This window comes from Halopseudomonas aestusnigri (assembly GCF_002197985.1).
Classification (GTDB): Bacteria; Pseudomonadota; Gammaproteobacteria; order Pseudomonadales; family Pseudomonadaceae; genus Halopseudomonas; species Halopseudomonas aestusnigri.
This window is the reverse complement of record NZ_NBYK01000011.1, coordinates 94,671-110,563: the sequence shown is the minus strand read 5'-3', so window position 1 is coordinate 110,563 and position 15,893 is coordinate 94,671. Positions and strand designations below refer to the sequence as shown.

The 15,893-nt window shown below is 60.8% G+C and carries 11 protein-coding genes; 8 read left to right on the top strand and 3 right to left on the bottom strand.

Annotated elements, in window-relative coordinates:
- Positions 1-129: 129 nt before the first annotated feature.
- Both B7O88_RS14255 and B7O88_RS14250 read right to left on the bottom strand, forming a co-directional pair.
- The gene (locus B7O88_RS14255) at positions 130-1,149 is read right to left on the bottom strand and encodes a CNNM domain-containing protein (protein WP_088276812.1); all 1,020 of its coding nucleotides are present in this window, start codon (positions 1,147-1,149) and stop codon (positions 130-132) included.
- A 161-nt stretch (positions 1,150-1,310) separates the two neighbouring features.
- A complete protein-coding gene (locus tag B7O88_RS14250) occupies positions 1,311-3,479 on the bottom strand; it encodes a NosR/NirI family protein (RefSeq protein ID WP_088276810.1) in 2,169 nt (722 codons plus the stop codon).
- Positions 3,480-3,686: 207 nt separating this feature from the next.
- On the opposite strand from B7O88_RS14250, the gene ercA reads away from it, so the two are divergent.
- From ercA to tatB, 5 genes are all read left to right on the top strand, one after another.
- Complete coding sequence (gene ercA / locus B7O88_RS14245; RefSeq protein WP_088276808.1) at positions 3,687-4,850, top strand: alcohol dehydrogenase-like regulatory protein ErcA; 1,164 nt, start codon at positions 3,687-3,689, stop codon at positions 4,848-4,850.
- Complete coding sequence (locus tag B7O88_RS14240) at positions 4,834-6,579, top strand: PAS domain-containing hybrid sensor histidine kinase/response regulator (protein ID WP_088276806.1); 1,746 nt, start codon at positions 4,834-4,836, stop codon at positions 6,577-6,579. Before ercA ends, B7O88_RS14240 begins: the two co-directional genes overlap by 17 nt.
- Before the next feature lie 285 nt (positions 6,580-6,864).
- Entirely contained in the window at positions 6,865-8,907 is a 2,043-nt protein-coding gene (locus B7O88_RS14235) for a PhoX family protein (RefSeq protein ID WP_088276804.1), read from the top strand.
- 102 nt (positions 8,908-9,009) lie between these two features.
- Positions 9,010-9,231 carry a twin-arginine translocase TatA/TatE family subunit gene (tatA, locus tag B7O88_RS14230; RefSeq protein WP_088276802.1) on the top strand — a complete coding sequence of 74 codons (222 nt, stop codon included), beginning with the start codon at positions 9,010-9,012 and terminating at the stop codon, positions 9,229-9,231.
- Positions 9,232-9,243: 12 nt separating this feature from the next.
- Complete coding sequence (tatB, locus tag B7O88_RS14225) at positions 9,244-9,519, top strand: Sec-independent protein translocase protein TatB (protein WP_088276800.1); 276 nt, start codon at positions 9,244-9,246, stop codon at positions 9,517-9,519.
- Between the two features lie 32 nt (positions 9,520-9,551).
- Here tatB and B7O88_RS14220 read toward each other — a convergent pair whose 3' ends face one another.
- Positions 9,552-11,102, bottom strand: coding sequence for an alpha/beta hydrolase family protein (locus tag B7O88_RS14220; RefSeq protein ID WP_200818465.1), 1,551 nt, complete (start codon positions 11,100-11,102; stop codon positions 9,552-9,554).
- A 362-nt stretch (positions 11,103-11,464) separates the two neighbouring features.
- On the opposite strand from B7O88_RS14220, the gene gspC reads away from it, so the two are divergent.
- From gspC to gspE, 3 genes are read left to right on the top strand one after another with little or no spacing between them, the layout of a single operon-like run.
- A complete protein-coding gene (gspC, locus tag B7O88_RS14215; protein ID WP_160003190.1) occupies positions 11,465-12,334 on the top strand; it encodes a type II secretion system protein GspC in 870 nt (289 codons plus the stop codon).
- A 5-nt stretch (positions 12,335-12,339) separates the two neighbouring features.
- Positions 12,340-14,385: a type II secretion system secretin GspD gene (gene gspD, locus B7O88_RS14210; protein WP_200818466.1), complete on the top strand. Its 2,046-nt coding sequence runs from the start codon at positions 12,340-12,342 to the stop codon at positions 14,383-14,385.
- A 3-nt stretch (positions 14,386-14,388) separates the two neighbouring features.
- The gene (gene gspE / locus B7O88_RS14205; RefSeq protein WP_088276796.1) at positions 14,389-15,891 is read left to right on the top strand and encodes a type II secretion system ATPase GspE; all 1,503 of its coding nucleotides are present in this window, start codon (positions 14,389-14,391) and stop codon (positions 15,889-15,891) included.
- Positions 15,892-15,893 lie beyond the last annotated feature (2 nt).

Genomic DNA, 15,893 nt, shown 5'->3' with positions numbered 1-15,893 from the left:
CCAATCCTGCGCTACTCGCCCGCGTAAACGGGACTAACCCCGGGTGCGCACTCCACCTGCTGAGCAGTCGGCAGAGGGCCTTGGTGCAATAGCCTGAACCTTCGTTCCGGAACACCGGAATTCACTTACTTACCCGGCGGCCTTCAGTCGGTGCTCCCACAACCTGCGTGCCAGACGACGCATGTTCGGAATCTCGTCGGTTTCATCGAGGATCGGACGACCGATCAGCGTCTCGATGATGTCTTCCATAGTCACCAGTCCGCACCAGCTGCCGAACTCGTCATAGACCAGACACAGGTGCTGTTGCTCCTTGAGCATCTGGGTCATCAGCGCCTCGATATTCTGGCTGTCCTGAACGACCTTGACCGGCTTCATCAGGCTGGATACCAGAGCCTCGCGGTCATCGGTTGCCAGCAGGTCTACGCGAAACAGCACACCCAGCGGGGTTTCGTTCTCGTCGAGCACCGGATAACGCGAGAACTGGCCGTGCTGGACGCGCTGGCGCGCCTGCGCAACCGTCAGCTCCGGACTCAGAGTTTCGCTTACCGTACGCGGGGTCATGACGTCGCGGGCGCGGATGGTATGCAGATCCAGCACGTTATGGATCATTCGTTGTTCTTCCTCGTCCAGCGACTCAAGCTCCTGGCCAAGGCTAGCCAGGGCCTTGATCTCGGCACGCAGGTCATGTTCCGGCGTCTTGCCACCGAGACTGCGGGTGACCAGATCGGATAGCAGAATGAACGGTTTCAGCAACAGGATCATGCTGTTCAGCACGCCGGGCATCAGCGGTGCCAGTGCCGGCCAGTAGCGAGCGCCCAGCGTCTTGGGCAGGATTTCCGAGCCCAGCAGAATCAGCAGGGTCATGATCGCGGACGCGACGCCAAGGTAGCCATCACCGAACACGATTGTCACCTGTGCGCCAACGCCGGTGGCGCCAACGGTGTGAGCGACCGTGTTGAGGGTCAGAATGGCCGCCAGCGGCTGGTCGACGTTTTCTTTCAGCTGTTTCAGTCTGGGATAAAGTCTGGGGCGTTCGAGCTTTTGCCGGGCGATGAAGCTGGGTGTCATGGACAGCAGTGCAGCTTCAAGGATGGAACAGATGAAGGAAACCAGAATGGAGAGGACAGCAAACGCTATCAGCAGGGACATGGGGATCTTGAGTGGCCAATGATGTGGCTAGTATAAGACCGTCGCATTCCGGCTCAATTATCTGGCTGATTCAGGATGTTTCAGACTGCTCTGCCGGCGTTTCTCCGCTGCGTATGGGCTTCAATGCTATCCATGTCCAGTGCGGCGATAACGTCTGCTGATTATGGGGAACGTCGTAGCTGTTTTGTTGCGACAGTGTCTGCATCCGGCACCCAGTCGCTGACGATGATGCTGTCGGCACGCCTGGTACGTTCGACCTTTTTGCGGGCACTGATCTGCGCGACGCACTGGTCGTCGTTATTGAGGATCACGATGCACTCCAGGCACTGAATGCATTCGTCGTAGTCGATCGCGCCACTGCGTTTGATGGCGCCGATCTCGCACTTGTTGTGGCAGTGTTGGCAGGGTTTGCCGCAGGCGTCAATGCGCGTCAGCCAAGAGAACAGGCGCAACCGGCCGACGATCGCCAGGCCAGCGCCGAGAGGGCAGACATAGCGGCAATAGAATTTGTGCACGAACAGGCCGATACCCAACAGCAGCACCGCGTACAGTACAAATGGCCAGCTGCGCACGAACACCAGGGTGATTGAGGTCTTGAAGGGTTCCACCTCGGCCAGCCGCTCGGCCAGGGTCAGTGAGTAGAAGGCGGTGGGAATCAGGCCGATCAGAATCAGGTATTTCAGCCACTGCAGTCTGTGGTGCCAGCGCTCGCTGATCTTCCACTGGCGCAGGTGCAGCTTTTTCGCCAGCCAGCTGACCATCTCCTGCAGTGCACCAAAGGGGCAGAGCCAGCCGCAGAACAGGCCGCGCCCCCAAAGGAACAGGCTGATGAAGGTAAAGGTCCAGAGAGTGAAAATCACCGGGTCCATCAGAAAAACGGTGATGTCGAAGCCATGCCATACGGCGAGCAGCAGGGTGAAAATATTGACCACCGAGAGCTGGCCCTGGGCGTAGAACCCGATGAACAGCAGGGTGAACAGCAGGAAACCGGCGCGCAGCAGATGAAAGCTGCGGGCGTGCCGGCTGACACGCTGCTGATAGATGAATAGCGCGGTGACCAGCGCCAGTGACAGCAGCAGAGCGCCGATTTGCCAGGCACGTTGCTGCCACATCTGCAGCCAGATTGGCGTGGGGGCGGGAGCGGCGCTGGCTTCTTGCAGCTCGAACAGTCCAGGCTCCAGTGTCAACGCATGCTCAAAGTGGCTTTGCTGCTCGCTCAGCGGGTTACGGCGCAGGGTAACGTTGAGTTGCAGCGCGGCAGGCTCTACCGGATTGAATGCCGCGTGGGTTTTGATGCGGAAGATATTGGCCTGCCAGTCGCCTGGCGGTGCTGCCAGCAACGGAAGCAGGATGCCGTTGTTGAAGTTCATATCGTGCAGCTCGATCGCCTTGCCATGCTGCAGCAGGTTGATACGACTGGGCGCGGTGGCGGGAATAAAGTCTTCCGGTACGTGCGGGTACTGGCCGCGTGAGAGCACCAGCAACGCCTGCTCGCCCGGCAGCAGTTCGTCTTGCAGACGACTGAAGGCTGCCTCGCCGAGCAGATTGCGGCCGGTCATCGGGGTGTTCAGGTAGGCAAAGTACAGCTCGCTGAACGGCAGGTCGCTATCGTCTGAAAAGCCCGGGTACAGATTCAGGCTGTTGCCCAGTGCTGCTTCCACTGCGGGCGTATCCAGCTGCCACTGCTGCAACAACCCTCGAGTCAGCAACTGCTGCCAGTCCAGTGGCTCGAACAGCTCGGGACGGGCGACTGCCTGTGGTCCCTGGGCAAACTCCGGCAGCAGCGCGCGAGCAACCGTCATCGCCGATTGCAGTACCGTTTCGTTGAGGATGACGACTGACACGGTGGCCTTGCTGACGCCGTCGATGTAACCCACCGCATCGCCATCGACACTGCCGCCGTGGGTACTGCCGACGACGATGGGCGTGGCGATGTTGCGGCCCGTGTACTGGCCGGCGAAGTCGAACAGGGCCTGTTCTCCCAGGCCATGCAGGAACACCGGTTCATGGTGCTCCAGCACGCTCACCCCGGTCAGCTTGCCTTCCGGAGTCATGCCGATCAGCAGCCGAATCGGCTTACCGGAAAAGCCCTGCAGGCTGGAGTAGTCGGTTGACTCAAAGGCGTAGCCGAGCAGCTGATCCAGCTGGAATGCCTGATACACGGGCGGGCTGCCCTGCTTTTCGATCAACCGGGTGGCACTGGGAAACAGATACTGCACGGCCTGCTGCCAGCCGGGCGCCGGCGGGCTCTCGGCTCGCAGATTTAAGCTCAACAGGCAAAGCAGACAGACCAGCAGAAGCTGACGGAGCGTTGGGTGACGCGCAGACATGGAGGCTCATCCTTGTTGTTGTGCTCCCATGCTGGCGAGCACAAGGGCAGGCGAGCCATCCAACTTAGGGGGCGAGCCGTTGCTACTTCAGTCTTAGTTCGCCGCCCTGGCGCTTATAAAAAACGCCTCGTTGGGGTAGTCTGCCGGGACCGCCTGCGGGGCCCCCTGGAGCACGCAGCATTACAACAACAACGCGGATGCCAGAGCATGTCCTACGATGTCAGCCAATTGCGCAAGTTTGTCACGCCCGAGATTATTTTTGGCGCAGGATCGCGCAAGACCGTCGCCAATTACGCCTCTACTTTCGGTGCCCGCAAGGTGCTGCTGGTATCTGACCCGGGAGTGCAGGCCGCCGGTTGGGTAGTCGATGTTGAGCAAAGCCTGATGGAGCAGGGTCTCGACTATGTACTGTTCACCCAGGTCTCTGCCAATCCGCGCACCGAAGAGGTCATGCATGGTGCCGAGGTGTACCGGGCAGCCGGTTGCAACGTCATTGTCGCCATTGGCGGCGGCAGCCCGATCGACTGCGCCAAGGCCATCGGCATTGCCGTGGCGCATGATCGGCATATTCTCGAATTTGAAGGCGTGGATACTATCCGCGCTCCCATCCCGCCGCTGATCTGCATTCCGACCACCGCCGGTACCTCGGCTGATGTGTCGCAATTCGTGATCATTTCCGATCAGCAGGAGAAGGTGAAGTTCTCCATCATCAGCAAGGCGGTGGTGCCGGACGTGTCGCTGATCGACCCGGAAACCACGTCAACCATGGACACCTTCCTGTCTGCCTGTACCGGAATCGATGCCATGGTGCACGCCATTGAGGCCTTCGTCTCGACCGGCAGCGGGCCGATGACCGACGCTCATGCCCTGGAGGCGATGCGCCTGCTTAACGGTAATCTGGTACAGATGATCCAGAACCCGCAGGACATTGCCCTGCGCGAGCAGATCATGCTCGGCAGCCTGCAGGCGGGGCTGGCGTTTTCCAACGCCATTCTTGGCGCTGTACACGCTATGTCACACAGCCTCGGCGGCTTCCTTGATCTGCCGCACGGGCTATGCAACGCGATCCTGGTCGAACATGTGGTGGCGTTCAATTTTGACGCCGCGCCGGAGCGCTTCAAGGTGATCGCCAATACTCTGGGCATTGATACCCGCGGAATGACGACTCCGCAGGTGCGCCAGCGGCTGGTTCAACATCTGATCGAGCTGAAACAGGCAATGGGCTTTCACCAGAGTCTGCGCATGCATGGCGTTGATACCAGCGACCTGCGCACCCTGTCGCTGCACGCGATGGATGACCCCTGCATCCTGACCAATCCGCGTGAATCCAGTCTGCAGGATGTCGAGGTGGTCTATGCCGAAGCCCTCTGATCCGCGCCGTGAGGTGCTGACGGGGCTGCTGGGGCTGGGGTCGCAGTCCTCGCGCAAGAGCTACTACCCGGAATTGCTGGCGCGGCTTGAGGAGCTGGAGGACGAGCGCAACCGCTACAAGTGGCTGTTCGAGAATGCGGTGCACGGGATTTTTCAGGCCAGCCTGACGGATGGGCTGCGGGCAGCCAACCAGTCGCTGGCGCGGATGCTTGGCTATGACTCGGTCGGTGCGCTGGTGCACGCTCGGCGCTCGCTGGCCGAGCAGTTTTTCATCGAGGGGGCAGAGGAATTCCAGCGCATTCGCAATCACCTGCTGCGCAAGGGCGAACTGACCGGCTATGAAACCCGGCTGCGTCGTGCCGACGGCAGCCTGATGGACGTACGCATGAACATTCTGCTGCGCCCTGACGCTTCCGACCATGTGATTGAAGCCTTTGTTGCCGACGTGACCGAGCGCAAGCAGGCGCAGCAGGCAATGCAGCAACTGAACGATGAACTGGAACAGCGGGTCCTGCAGCGCACCCGGGAGCTGGAGGCGCTGAACGAAAGCCTGCGTTTCGAGATTATCGAGCACGAGCGTACCCAGGGTGAGTTGCGCGAGGCGCGAGATGCTGCCGAGCAGGCCAATCGCAGCAAGGACCGCTATCTGGCAGCTGCCAGTCACGATCTGCTGCAGCCGCTCAATGCCGCGCGGTTGCTGATCTCTACCCTGCGTGAGACCCCCTTGGATGACGCTGCGGGTCTGCTGGTCGAGCGTTCGCACACGGCGCTGGAAAGTGCCGAAGACATGCTCAGCGACTTGCTGGACATCTCGCGGCTGGACCAGCCGAATCTGCAGCCCGATTGCGGTGACTGCGCGGTATCCGACATTCTGGAGCCGCTGTTGTGTGAGTTCGGCAGCGTGGCTGAGGCCGCCGGAGTGGGCCTGCGCGGGCGCTTTGGTGATCAGGTGGTGCGGACCGATTACCGTCTGCTCAGCCGGATCCTGCGCAACTTTATCAGCAACGCCATTCGTTACACCGAACGCGGTGGCGTGCTGGTTGGCTGCCGGACGCGCGGCAGTGAGCTGTGTATTCAGGTTTGGGACACTGGTCGTGGTATCGCACGCAGCGACTTCAAGCGCATTTTTCAGGAGTTCAATCAACTGGACGTGGAGCGGTCCGGCCAGCGTCGCGGTGTCGGGCTGGGACTGGCGATTGTCGATCGTATTGCAAGGCTGCTGAATGCCCGCATCGAGGTACAGTCACGCCTGGGCCGGGGCTCGATGTTCTCGGTCAGTATTCCGCTGGCGGTCGCCGCCCCTCAGCGAAGCAATGCTCAGGCCAGCCAACTGCTCAGTGCAATCGAGGTGCCGCTGCAAGGGCGCCGGTTGCTGGTATTGGATAACGAGCAGATCATTCTGCAGAGCATGCGCAGCCTGCTGGAGCAGTGGGGTGCCGAGGTGCTGACTGCCGTCGATCTGGAGCAGGCGCAGGCTCGGTTGGGAGCGCACCCGCCAGATGCGCTGCTGGTGGACTTTCATCTGGATGACAACCGCTCCGGCGCTGAAGCGGTAGCGGCGCTCAGAGCGCGCTATGCCCGTGAACTGCCGGCCATCATGATTACCGCAGATCGCAGCGAAGCCTGTCGGCAGATTGCCCGAGAGATGGACATCATCGTGCTCAACAAGCCGCTGAAGGCCGGCAAACTGAGGGCTACTCTCGGCAAGCTGCTCAGTAAGGATGACTAGGCTATGCGCAGGTCCGGCAGTTGGGCAGGTTGTTGCCGCCCGGCAGGTATCACCCTGCCAGAGGGAGCCGGCACCAGCCGGTCGTGCGTACTTGCATACAGTCGCCGCATGCTGCCGGCAATGGAACTGTAATGGTTGTTTCTGCAGTGTTGCATTGTCATGAAAGAGACTTGGACATGTCTTCGGAACGCCGCTGAAAGTTCATCGTTCATTGCCTGATCTGTCACGTTCGCTCGCCATCCTGTTCGGGTTTCCAAGCAAACCAAACCTGAGAGGAAGGAACCGATGTCCATCGAACAACGTGACCAGTTGGTTATCATCGATCACGGTGAGGGTGATGAACCCCTCAGCAACCGACAGATGAACCGTCTGTTCTCCAGTGTGCTGGAGGCCCGTCTTGCCCGCCGCCAGCTGCTCAAGGGTAGCGCCGGTGCGGCTGCCCTGGGCTTTTTCGGTCTGGGACTGGCTGGCTGCAAGAGCAGTTCCAGCAGCGACGACAATGGCGGCTCGCCGTCACCCGCTCCGTTGCTGGGCTTTTCCGCCGTTGCTGTCAGCAGTGCCGACGAGATTGTCGTTCCGGAGGGCTACAGCTACCAGGTGATCATCCCCTGGGGTACGCCGATTCTGGGCAGCTTCCCGTCATTTTCGGTCAACAGCACCGGTGCCGATCAGGCCGAGCAGGTTGGCTCGCACCACGATGGCATGCATTTTTACCCGATTGATGGCAGTTCCGATGACGGCCTGCTGGTGCTCAATCACGAGTATGTCGAACCCCGCCTGATGCACGCCGCAGCCCAAGGGCTTGCGCTCACCAGCAGTGCCTTGCCGCCGCTGGTTGATGGCGAGCGCCCGGCTGACCAGGTACGCAAGGAAGCCAACGCCCACGGCGTATCGGTGGTCCGCATCGTCAAGGGTGCCAACAACGAGTGGAGCGTTCAGCCGGATGCGCTGAACCGCCGTATCACCGCGCTGACGCCGATGGAGATCCATGGCCCGGTTCGCGGCAGTGATTTCGTCAAGACGCTCTATAGCCCGAACGGCACCATGACCCGCGGCACCCTGAACAACTGCGGTAATGGCTATACGCCCTGGGGCACCTACATGGCCGCCGAGGAGAACTGGGCCGGCTATTTCACCAACAAAGGTGATAACCCGCGCGAGCATTCCCGTTACGGTGTGCAGACCGGCGCGACCAGCCGTTATGCCTGGGAACTGGCTGACAACGGTGCGGACGAGTTTGTCCGCTTCGATGCCAGCATCAAGGGCGCAACCGCCGCAGATGACTATCGCAACGAGCCGGTCTGCTTCGGCTGGATGGTCGAGATCGATCCATTCGACCCGACCAGCAACCCGAAGAAGCGCACCGCCATGGGCCGTTTCGGCCACGAGGGTGTGGTTTTTGCCCCGGCTGAAGAGGGCAAGCCGGTCGTCTGCTACTCGGGCGACGATTCCCGCTTCGAGTACATCTACAAGTTTGTCACTGCGGCGAACTACAACGCGGCGACCGCCAATGGCAGCCTGCTGGATGAAGGCACTCTGTATGTCGCCAGGTTCAATGATGACGGCACCGGCGAGTGGTTGCCGCTGGTCTACGGCCAGAACGGTCTGGACGAAGCCAACGGCTTCACCAGTCAGGCCGACGTGCTGGTCAACACCCGCCTGGCTGCCGACTTCATGGGCGCTACCCCGATGGACCGCCCGGAGTGGGGCGCGGTTGACCCGGCCAATGGCGATGTTTACTTCACCCTGACCAACAACACCAGCCGCAACGCCGGCAATGTCAACGAAGCCAACCCGCGGGTTGCCAACCGCCACGGTCATATCATTCGCTGGAAGGAAGACGGTGGTGATCAGGCAGCGACGACCTTCAGCTGGGACATTTTCCTGTTTGGCGGCGACAGCGGCGAGAGCGGCGTCGACACCAATATCGGTTATGACCCGAACGGCGACGTGCTGACCGCAGACAATATCCTCAGCTCGCCGGATGGTCTGTGGATTGACCCTGACAGCCGCGTCTGGATTCAGATGGACAGTGGTTACACGGACCCCTTCGGCAACTGCGCCATGCTGGTTGCCGATCCGACTACCGGCGATCTCAAGCGCTTCCTGGTTGGCCCAATCGATCAGGAAATCACCGGCATCACCATGACGCCGGACCAGAAGACCCTGTTCATCAACGTTCAGCATCCGGGTGAAGGCACCAGCGCCACCGACTTTGCTGCCGGCAACTACACCAGCAGCTGGCCGGACTTCACGCCGGCAACCCGTCCGCCGCGCTCGGCCACGGTCGTGGTGTGGAAGAACGATGGCGGTATTGTCGGTAGCTGAGACGTGATTCAGGCAGCGCTGCCGGCGCTGCCTGGATAGAAAAAATGCCGGATCATTGCGGGGTCGGCAGCTGCTGACCCCGGTTTTTACGGAGAAATCGTCATGGGTATAGGTGGAATCAGTATCGGCTCTCTGCTGATCGTGCTGGTGATTGTCATGCTGCTGTTTGGTACCAAGCGCCTGCGTAATATCGGTAGCGACCTGGGGGGCGCCTTGAGCGGCTTTCGCAAGGCGGTTCGCGATACCGACGAAGCTCGCGATGCGCTGACCATGGATGTCCATGAGCAGGTTGCCGAGCGCAGCGAAACGCGCTCGCGCGCCTGAGGCCGGTGCCGCATGTTCGGTAACGGCATGACGGAATGGCTGGTGGTCGGGGTGGTGGCGCTGATCGTACTCGGCCCCGAACGTCTGCCTTCGCTGGTGCGTATGGCGGGGCGGGCGACCGGCAAGGTACGCGGGCTGTGGGCTGACGTACAGCGGGAGCTGGACGGTAGCCTGCCAGCTGATGAGGTCAGGGAGTTGGCCGAAAACGTTCGTGAGCTGCGCGCTCAAACCAACGTCAAACAGTTTGTTCGGCGTCTGGCGGTAGATGAAGAACGCCGCCAGGGCTGAGCCCCGGCGGCGACAGGACTGTGTCGATCCGATCAGTCAGGTGTGCAGGATGGCAGGCCCGCGCGCGGATAGTTCCCTTCTGCGACCGGTCCGTCAATAGTGTAAGTGCAGCCAAAGTCTTCTGCCGCCACGGTGGCGGGCGTCAGCCAGTCATCGCCGCCTGGTTTCGGCCCGCCTTGCTCCCAGTCAAGCATGGCCGCCAGGGTGGCAGTGAACTCTGCTTCGGTAAAGTCGCAGTGGCCGGGAGCCCGTATAGCGCGCTGTACCAGCAGGTCGTCACTGCCATTTTCTGCTGCGCGCCGCGCGTATTCCTGTTCCATCAGAATCGGCACAAACAGATCACCAATGGTATGTGCGGTGACAACGGGTACATCAAACTCGCCATTGACCTTCGGAATCCAGCGCAGGCCGTCATCGCGCAGATCGTTGGCACCCTCTGTTGCTGTGGCCTTGACGATCATGCTGTTGAAATTGATTTCGTCTGTGGTTAAGGGCTCGCCCAACTCGCTTTCAAAGCGATAGGTAATGGCGTTGGTGTCGACCACGTTATCCAGCAAAATGCCGTCGACAGTGCCGTCTGATCCGGCAAAGCCCTGCAGCAGGTCCTGGAACAGGCCAAAGCTGATTGGATACATCGGTCGCTCACCGCCACTGAGGTTCTTCAGCGTCTGATAGAACGCCAACCCTTGCTGTGTCAGGCCACTCGGAAACTTGTTCGTGGTGTAGTCGTTCCAGAGCACAGTGCGGGCGTTGGCTACGATCGTTGCAGCTTCTTCTTGGGTCAAAGGGAATTCATCAATAGGGTTACCGGATAGTGTTGCAAGCGCGATGGTGTAGCCTGCAAAGAAATTGAAGAGCTCGGTATCTCCGACGACGCCGCACATCGGTGCGGAACCGGAGTAATTGACGACATTATTGGCTGTCGCCAGCGTCTCCCGCTCTACCGCCGCCGCAGCAATGTGACCACCCATGGAAACACCGGTAATGTAGTATTTATCCGGCGTATCCAGTGTGCGGCCGTTTTCGGCGGCAATATCAGTGAACGCCAGGGCCAAAGCGTTGGTATCTTCCAGACCTGCACGCACATCGTAGAAGTTGGCGCTGTAACTGGAGGCTGCCCAAGCGTAGCCCTCTTCGAGCAAATAACGGCGCATGGGCGGAGTGTCGACTGTCAACTGGTCGATGTTGTTGATGCGGAAACCGTGGGTGTACATCACCAGCATACCGTTCCAGTTTGCCGGCACTTCAATTCGGTAGCCTGCACCGTTCAGTACGCCTGTCCAGCGGCTTGAGTCGCTGTATTCCGGCAAGGCATCGAATGGCAAGCCGGCTTCATTCACGTTAAAAAAGCCTTCCTCCACACGTTGGTCCTGCAACCGGACCCGATTGTCGGCCTGATCGTTGGATGACGATCCACCGCCACCCCCACTCAGACAACCTGTCAGCGTCAGGCTGCTGATCACCATGGTCAGCAACGCCGTCTTTTTCAGCCTTGTCATTCTTGTTGTTCTCCACGCGCAAGTTGATTGTTGTTTATTGGTTCTTGCGGTTTTGAGTAAAGGGTGACTGCTGGCAAAGGGCAAGTATCGGGTGTCTCTTTTTGAGACGTTCTCGCGCGTGTGGATACGCAGCTATCAGCGGATTGGATTGCTGTAACAGGGAGATCACCCATTGGGGTGATCTTTATCCCATGCTTTTTCGTGGATTAACCCAAATGGGTGATTTGGCTGGGTCGGGGGACTCGCTAGCGTCGTCGCTCCGGTGCGATCCGTCTGGATTAACCTGTTCAGGGGGGTTGCCGGGAGATTGCATTATCGTGACAATCGAAACGGCCTCGCAGACACATTGCAGGCGTATAACAATAATTTTGCAAAGAAAGGTCAGTACCTTATCCCCAACTGCCCCGTGCCCGATCAGAATCGGGTTTCTTTGCCATGGAGAGAGCATGCCCCAGGTTGCCCGTTTATCGCTGGAAAACCTTGTTACGCTGGTTTGCGGCGTGTTCGTACTGGTTGCGGCGTGGCTTCTCGGGCGTCTTGTCTGGGTTCTGATCGAGCCGCAAAGCGTGTTGCCGGCCGTCGATCCTGTCCCTTACTCCGTCTCTGCTTCCGAACTCACTACCACCCGGCCCGGCTTTCGCGAGCTGGCCATGCTGTCCCCCTACGGCCAGGCTGATCGGGCTCCCGTGGTGGTAAACGCGCCCGACACCAAGCTCAGCTGGACGCTCAAGGGCGTGCTGGCCGACCCGGACCCGGCGCGCAGTGCCGCCATTCTGGTCACGCAGGGTCAACCTGAAAAACTCTATCGCGTCGGAGCGACGCTGCCAGGGCAGGTCCGCCTGGAGCAGGTGCTGGGCGACCGGGTGATGCTGATGCGAGATGGTCAGCTGGAAACCCTGCGACTCAAGCGTAATGATCTGGCTGGTAACGGGCGTCCTTCCCGCAGTGCCGGTCGTGCCTCGGCGCTGCCCGAGGTGGATTCCAGCCAGACCCTGGCCCCCGATGGCGGTCTGGCCCGTATCGACCGTGAGGCCTGGCTCAATGATCCCCAGCGGTTTGCCGATGTCATCAGCGCCAATCCGGTGATGGTGGATGGTTCCCTGTACGGAATAGAAGTGTCCCCTGCACGTAACGCCCGCGAGTTTGAAGCGGCAGGCCTGCAGGCGGGTGATGTGATTACCGACGTCGATGGCACACCGGTTTCGCAGATCGAGGACTACCGCGAGATTCTCGGCCAGATGTCCGGCGCCAGCTCGGTGTCGGTCTCGCTTGAGCGCGATGGGCAGCCCATGAACATTACGATAACGATGGATTGATACTGATGCCGATGCAGTTTCGCAAACAACGGCTGGCGCTGGCGCTGGCGTTGAGTCTGGGGGTGGTGGGTAGTCCGGTGTTGGCACAGTCAGCGACGGAGACGGCGGAGCGGGACCAGGACCTGGTGCTGAATCTGCGCGACGCGGACATCAATGGCCTGATCGAGATTGTCAGCCAGGAAACCGGCATCAACTTTATCGTCGACCCGCGGGTCCGCGGGCAGGTCAATGTCGTTTCCGGCCAGCCGATCCGGCGCGAGGAGCTGTACGACCTGTTTTTGGGGGTGCTCAAATCGCAGGGCTTTGCGGCGGTGCGCGGCAGTGACGGCATGGTGCGCATCGTGCCGGAGGTGCAGGCCAAGGAGAACGAGGTCGCAGGCCTGACCGGGGACACGCCCGGCGACGAATACATCACCGAAGTGATTACCGTGAACAATATGGATGCCGGCCAGCTGGTGCGTATCCTCCGGCCGCTGGTGCCCAAGGGCGGGCATCTGGCTGCCGCGGCTGCCTCCAACAGTCTGGTGATTGCCGATACGGCAGCCAATGTCCGCCGTATTCAGGCGCTGATTGCGCGCATGGACCGTGAGTCGACCGAAGACTTCGAAGTGCTGCCGCTGGAGTACGCCTCGGCACTGGACGTGGTGCGCATCGTTCAGGGGCTCGACAGCAACGCGCCGGCGGAGGAGTTTACCCGCGGTCCCAAGCTGATTGCGGATGAGCGCACCAACTCGGTCATTCTGCGTGGTGATCCCGAAGCGCGGGCGACGCTGCGATCGGTCGTGCGCAGGCTGGACGTGGAAGGAGATCAGGGCAACACCCAGGTGCATTACCTGCGTTACGCCAAGGCCGAGGAAGTGGCCGAGGTGCTTCGCGGCATCGCCGAGGGGCGCGAGCGCAACCAGAGCGGCACCGCCTCAACCAGCTCGGGCAATGCTACTGCGAGCACCACGGCCGAGCAGAACCGTGTTCGCATCGAGGCCCATGAGAGTACCAATGCGGTCGTCATCTACGGGCCGGCGGAGCTGTCCCGCGAGTTGTCGTCGATCATTCGTCAGCTCGATATCCGTCGGGCCCAGGTTCTGGTCGAGGCAGTGATCGCCGAGGTGTCCTATGACCGCGCCAAGGAGCTGGGCGTGCAGTGGGGCTTCGGCAGTGAAGACTCCGGAGTCGGCATCATCAATTTCAATCGCAATGGCAACAGCATTGTGGATCTGGCGGCCGGTGTGAATGCCTTCCTGGAAGGGGATGTCAGCAGCCCGCCGTCGCTGGGCAGCGGCCTCAGCCTGGGCGGAATCGGCAGCATTGGCAGCACCCAGATAGCCTTGCTGGTCAATGCCCTGCAGGGTGATACCGCCAGCAATATCCTGTCTACCCCGAGCCTGTTGACCCTCGATAACGAGGAGGCCGAAATTGTAGTCGGTCAGAACGTGCCCTTTATTGTTGGTCGCTCGGTCGAGGATTCGGGGCAGGCATTCGATACCATCCAGCGTGAAGATGTGGGTATCAAACTGAAGATTCGCCCGCAAATTAACGAGGGCAATGCGGTGCGTCTGGAAATCGCCCAGGAAGTTTCGCAGATCGCGCCGGGCACCAGCGGTGCGGCGGATATCATCACCAACAAGCGCAGCCTGACTACCCATGTCATGGTCGACGATAACCAGATGATCGTGCTCGGTGGCCTGATCGACGATCAAATGGTCGAGACGGCCGACAAGGTGCCGGGGCTGGGCGATATTCCGGGGCTTGGCCGACTGTTCCGTTACGATACTGCCTCGCTGCAGAAGCGCAATCTGATGGTCTTCCTGCGCCCGGTGATCGTGCGTGACTCGGCGGTTGCCGAAAGCCTGACCCATGCCAAGTACAGCTATATTCGTGACCGCCAGGTGGCTGAGCAGAACCGCCATGGGCGGATGGATGTCGGCGAGGGTGTTCCGGTGTTGCCGGACTGGAACTACCTGCTGACGTTGCCGCCACCGTTCGAGAACGCCATGCAGGGTACCCCGGCGCCGGCGGCCATCAGTGCACCGCCCAGCGCTGGCCGGGAGTAGTCGATGAGCGAGCAGCAAAGCAGTGTCGCCGCGCCAACCGCCGAGACCGGTTATCGCTACGCCCGGCGAGTAGGGATACTGACCGGGGCCATGCGGGAGGACGGCCAGCTGGAAGTCTTTGTACGCGCCGATTGCGATCCGCAGGGCCTGCTTGAGTTGCGCCGCCGCCACGGTTGCCCGTTGTTGCCCATCGAGCTGGACGACGACGCTTTTGCAGCCCGGTTGCGTGACCGGTACGAACGCTCTGCCAACGATGCAATGCAGTTTGTTGAAGGGCTGGGTGAGGATGCCGACCTGCTGTCGGTAGCCCAGTCGCTGGCCGAGCCTGAGGATCTGCTCGAATCACAGGATGAAGCGCCGATCATCCGGTTGATCAACGCGCTGCTGTCCGAGGCGGTCAAGGAAAACGCGTCGGATATTCACATCGAACCCTTTGAGAATCGCCTGTCCATCCGTCTGCGGGTGGACGGTGTATTGCGCGAGGTGCTGGAGCCGCCGCGCGCACTGGCGCCAGTGATCGTCTCGCGGATCAAGGTCATGGCCAAGCTGGATATCGCTGAAAAACGCCTGCCCCAGGACGGTCGGATCGGCCTGCGGCTGGTCGGGCGGGCGGTGGACGTGCGGGTTTCGACCTTGCCGTCCGGTCACGGCGAACGGGTGGTGCTGCGTCTGCTCGACAAGCAGGCCGGGCGCCTTGAGCTGCGTCAGCTGGGCATGTGCACGGAGCATTATGCGGCCATGGAGCGGGTGATCAGCCGCCCGCATGGCATTGTGCTGGTGACCGGGCCGACCGGCTCGGGCAAGACCACCACGCTGTATTCGGCGCTGATGCGGCTCAATGATCGCAGCCGCAACATTCTTACCGTCGAAGATCCTATCGAGTATTACCTCGACGGTATCGGCCAGACCCAGATCAACAACAAGGTCGACATGACCTTTGCCCGTGGTCTGCGCGCAATCCTGCGTCAGGACCCTGACGTGGTGATGGTCGGTGAGATTCGCGATGTCGATACCGTTCAGATCGCCATTCAGGCCAGTCTGACCGGTCACCTGGTGTTTTCCACCCTGCACACCAATACGGCGATTGGTGCCATTACCCGTTTGCGTGACATGGGCATCGAGCCGTTTCTGTTGTCGTCCACGCTCAATGGTGTGCTCGCCCAGCGGCTGGTGCGCACCCTGTGCCCGGACTGCCGCGAGCCGCATCAGGCGAGCAGCAGCGAGTGCCGTCTGATGGGCGTGGATGAGCAGCAGCCTCCGACCCTGTATCGCGCCACCGGTTGCCCTGCCTGTAACGGCAGCGGTTATCGCGGTCGCACCGGGATATACGAATTGATCGAGGTCGACGACACCCTGCGCGGCATGATCCACGATGGTGCCAGTGAGCAGGCGATGGTGCGCCATGCGCGGCTGTCGCAACCGGGTATCCGACAGGACGGAATGCGGCGAATACTGGCGGGTGACACCACGCTGGAAGAAGTTCTGCGCGTTACCCGGGAGGACTGACC

What these genes read in the sequence shown, in the direction of transcription:
- B7O88_RS14255 (WP_088276812.1), bottom strand. Translation starts at nt 1,149, where the DNA reads ATGTCCCTGCTGATAGCGTTTGCTGTCCTCTCCATTCTGGTTTCCTTC.
- B7O88_RS14250 (WP_088276810.1), bottom strand. Translation starts at nt 3,479, where the DNA reads ATGTCTGCGCGTCACCCAACGCTCCGTCAGCTTCTGCTGGTCTGTCTG.
- ercA (WP_088276808.1), top strand. Translation starts at nt 3,687, where the DNA reads ATGTCCTACGATGTCAGCCAATTGCGCAAGTTTGTCACGCCCGAGATT.
- B7O88_RS14240 (WP_088276806.1), top strand. Translation starts at nt 4,834, where the DNA reads ATGCCGAAGCCCTCTGATCCGCGCCGTGAGGTGCTGACGGGGCTGCTG.
- B7O88_RS14235 (WP_088276804.1), top strand. Translation starts at nt 6,865, where the DNA reads ATGTCCATCGAACAACGTGACCAGTTGGTTATCATCGATCACGGTGAG.
- tatA (WP_088276802.1), top strand. Translation starts at nt 9,010, where the DNA reads ATGGGTATAGGTGGAATCAGTATCGGCTCTCTGCTGATCGTGCTGGTG.
- tatB (WP_088276800.1), top strand. Translation starts at nt 9,244, where the DNA reads ATGTTCGGTAACGGCATGACGGAATGGCTGGTGGTCGGGGTGGTGGCG.
- gspC (WP_160003190.1), top strand. Translation starts at nt 11,465, where the DNA reads ATGCCCCAGGTTGCCCGTTTATCGCTGGAAAACCTTGTTACGCTGGTT.
- gspD (WP_200818466.1), top strand. Translation starts at nt 12,340, where the DNA reads ATGCCGATGCAGTTTCGCAAACAACGGCTGGCGCTGGCGCTGGCGTTG.
- gspE (WP_088276796.1), top strand. Translation starts at nt 14,389, where the DNA reads ATGAGCGAGCAGCAAAGCAGTGTCGCCGCGCCAACCGCCGAGACCGGT.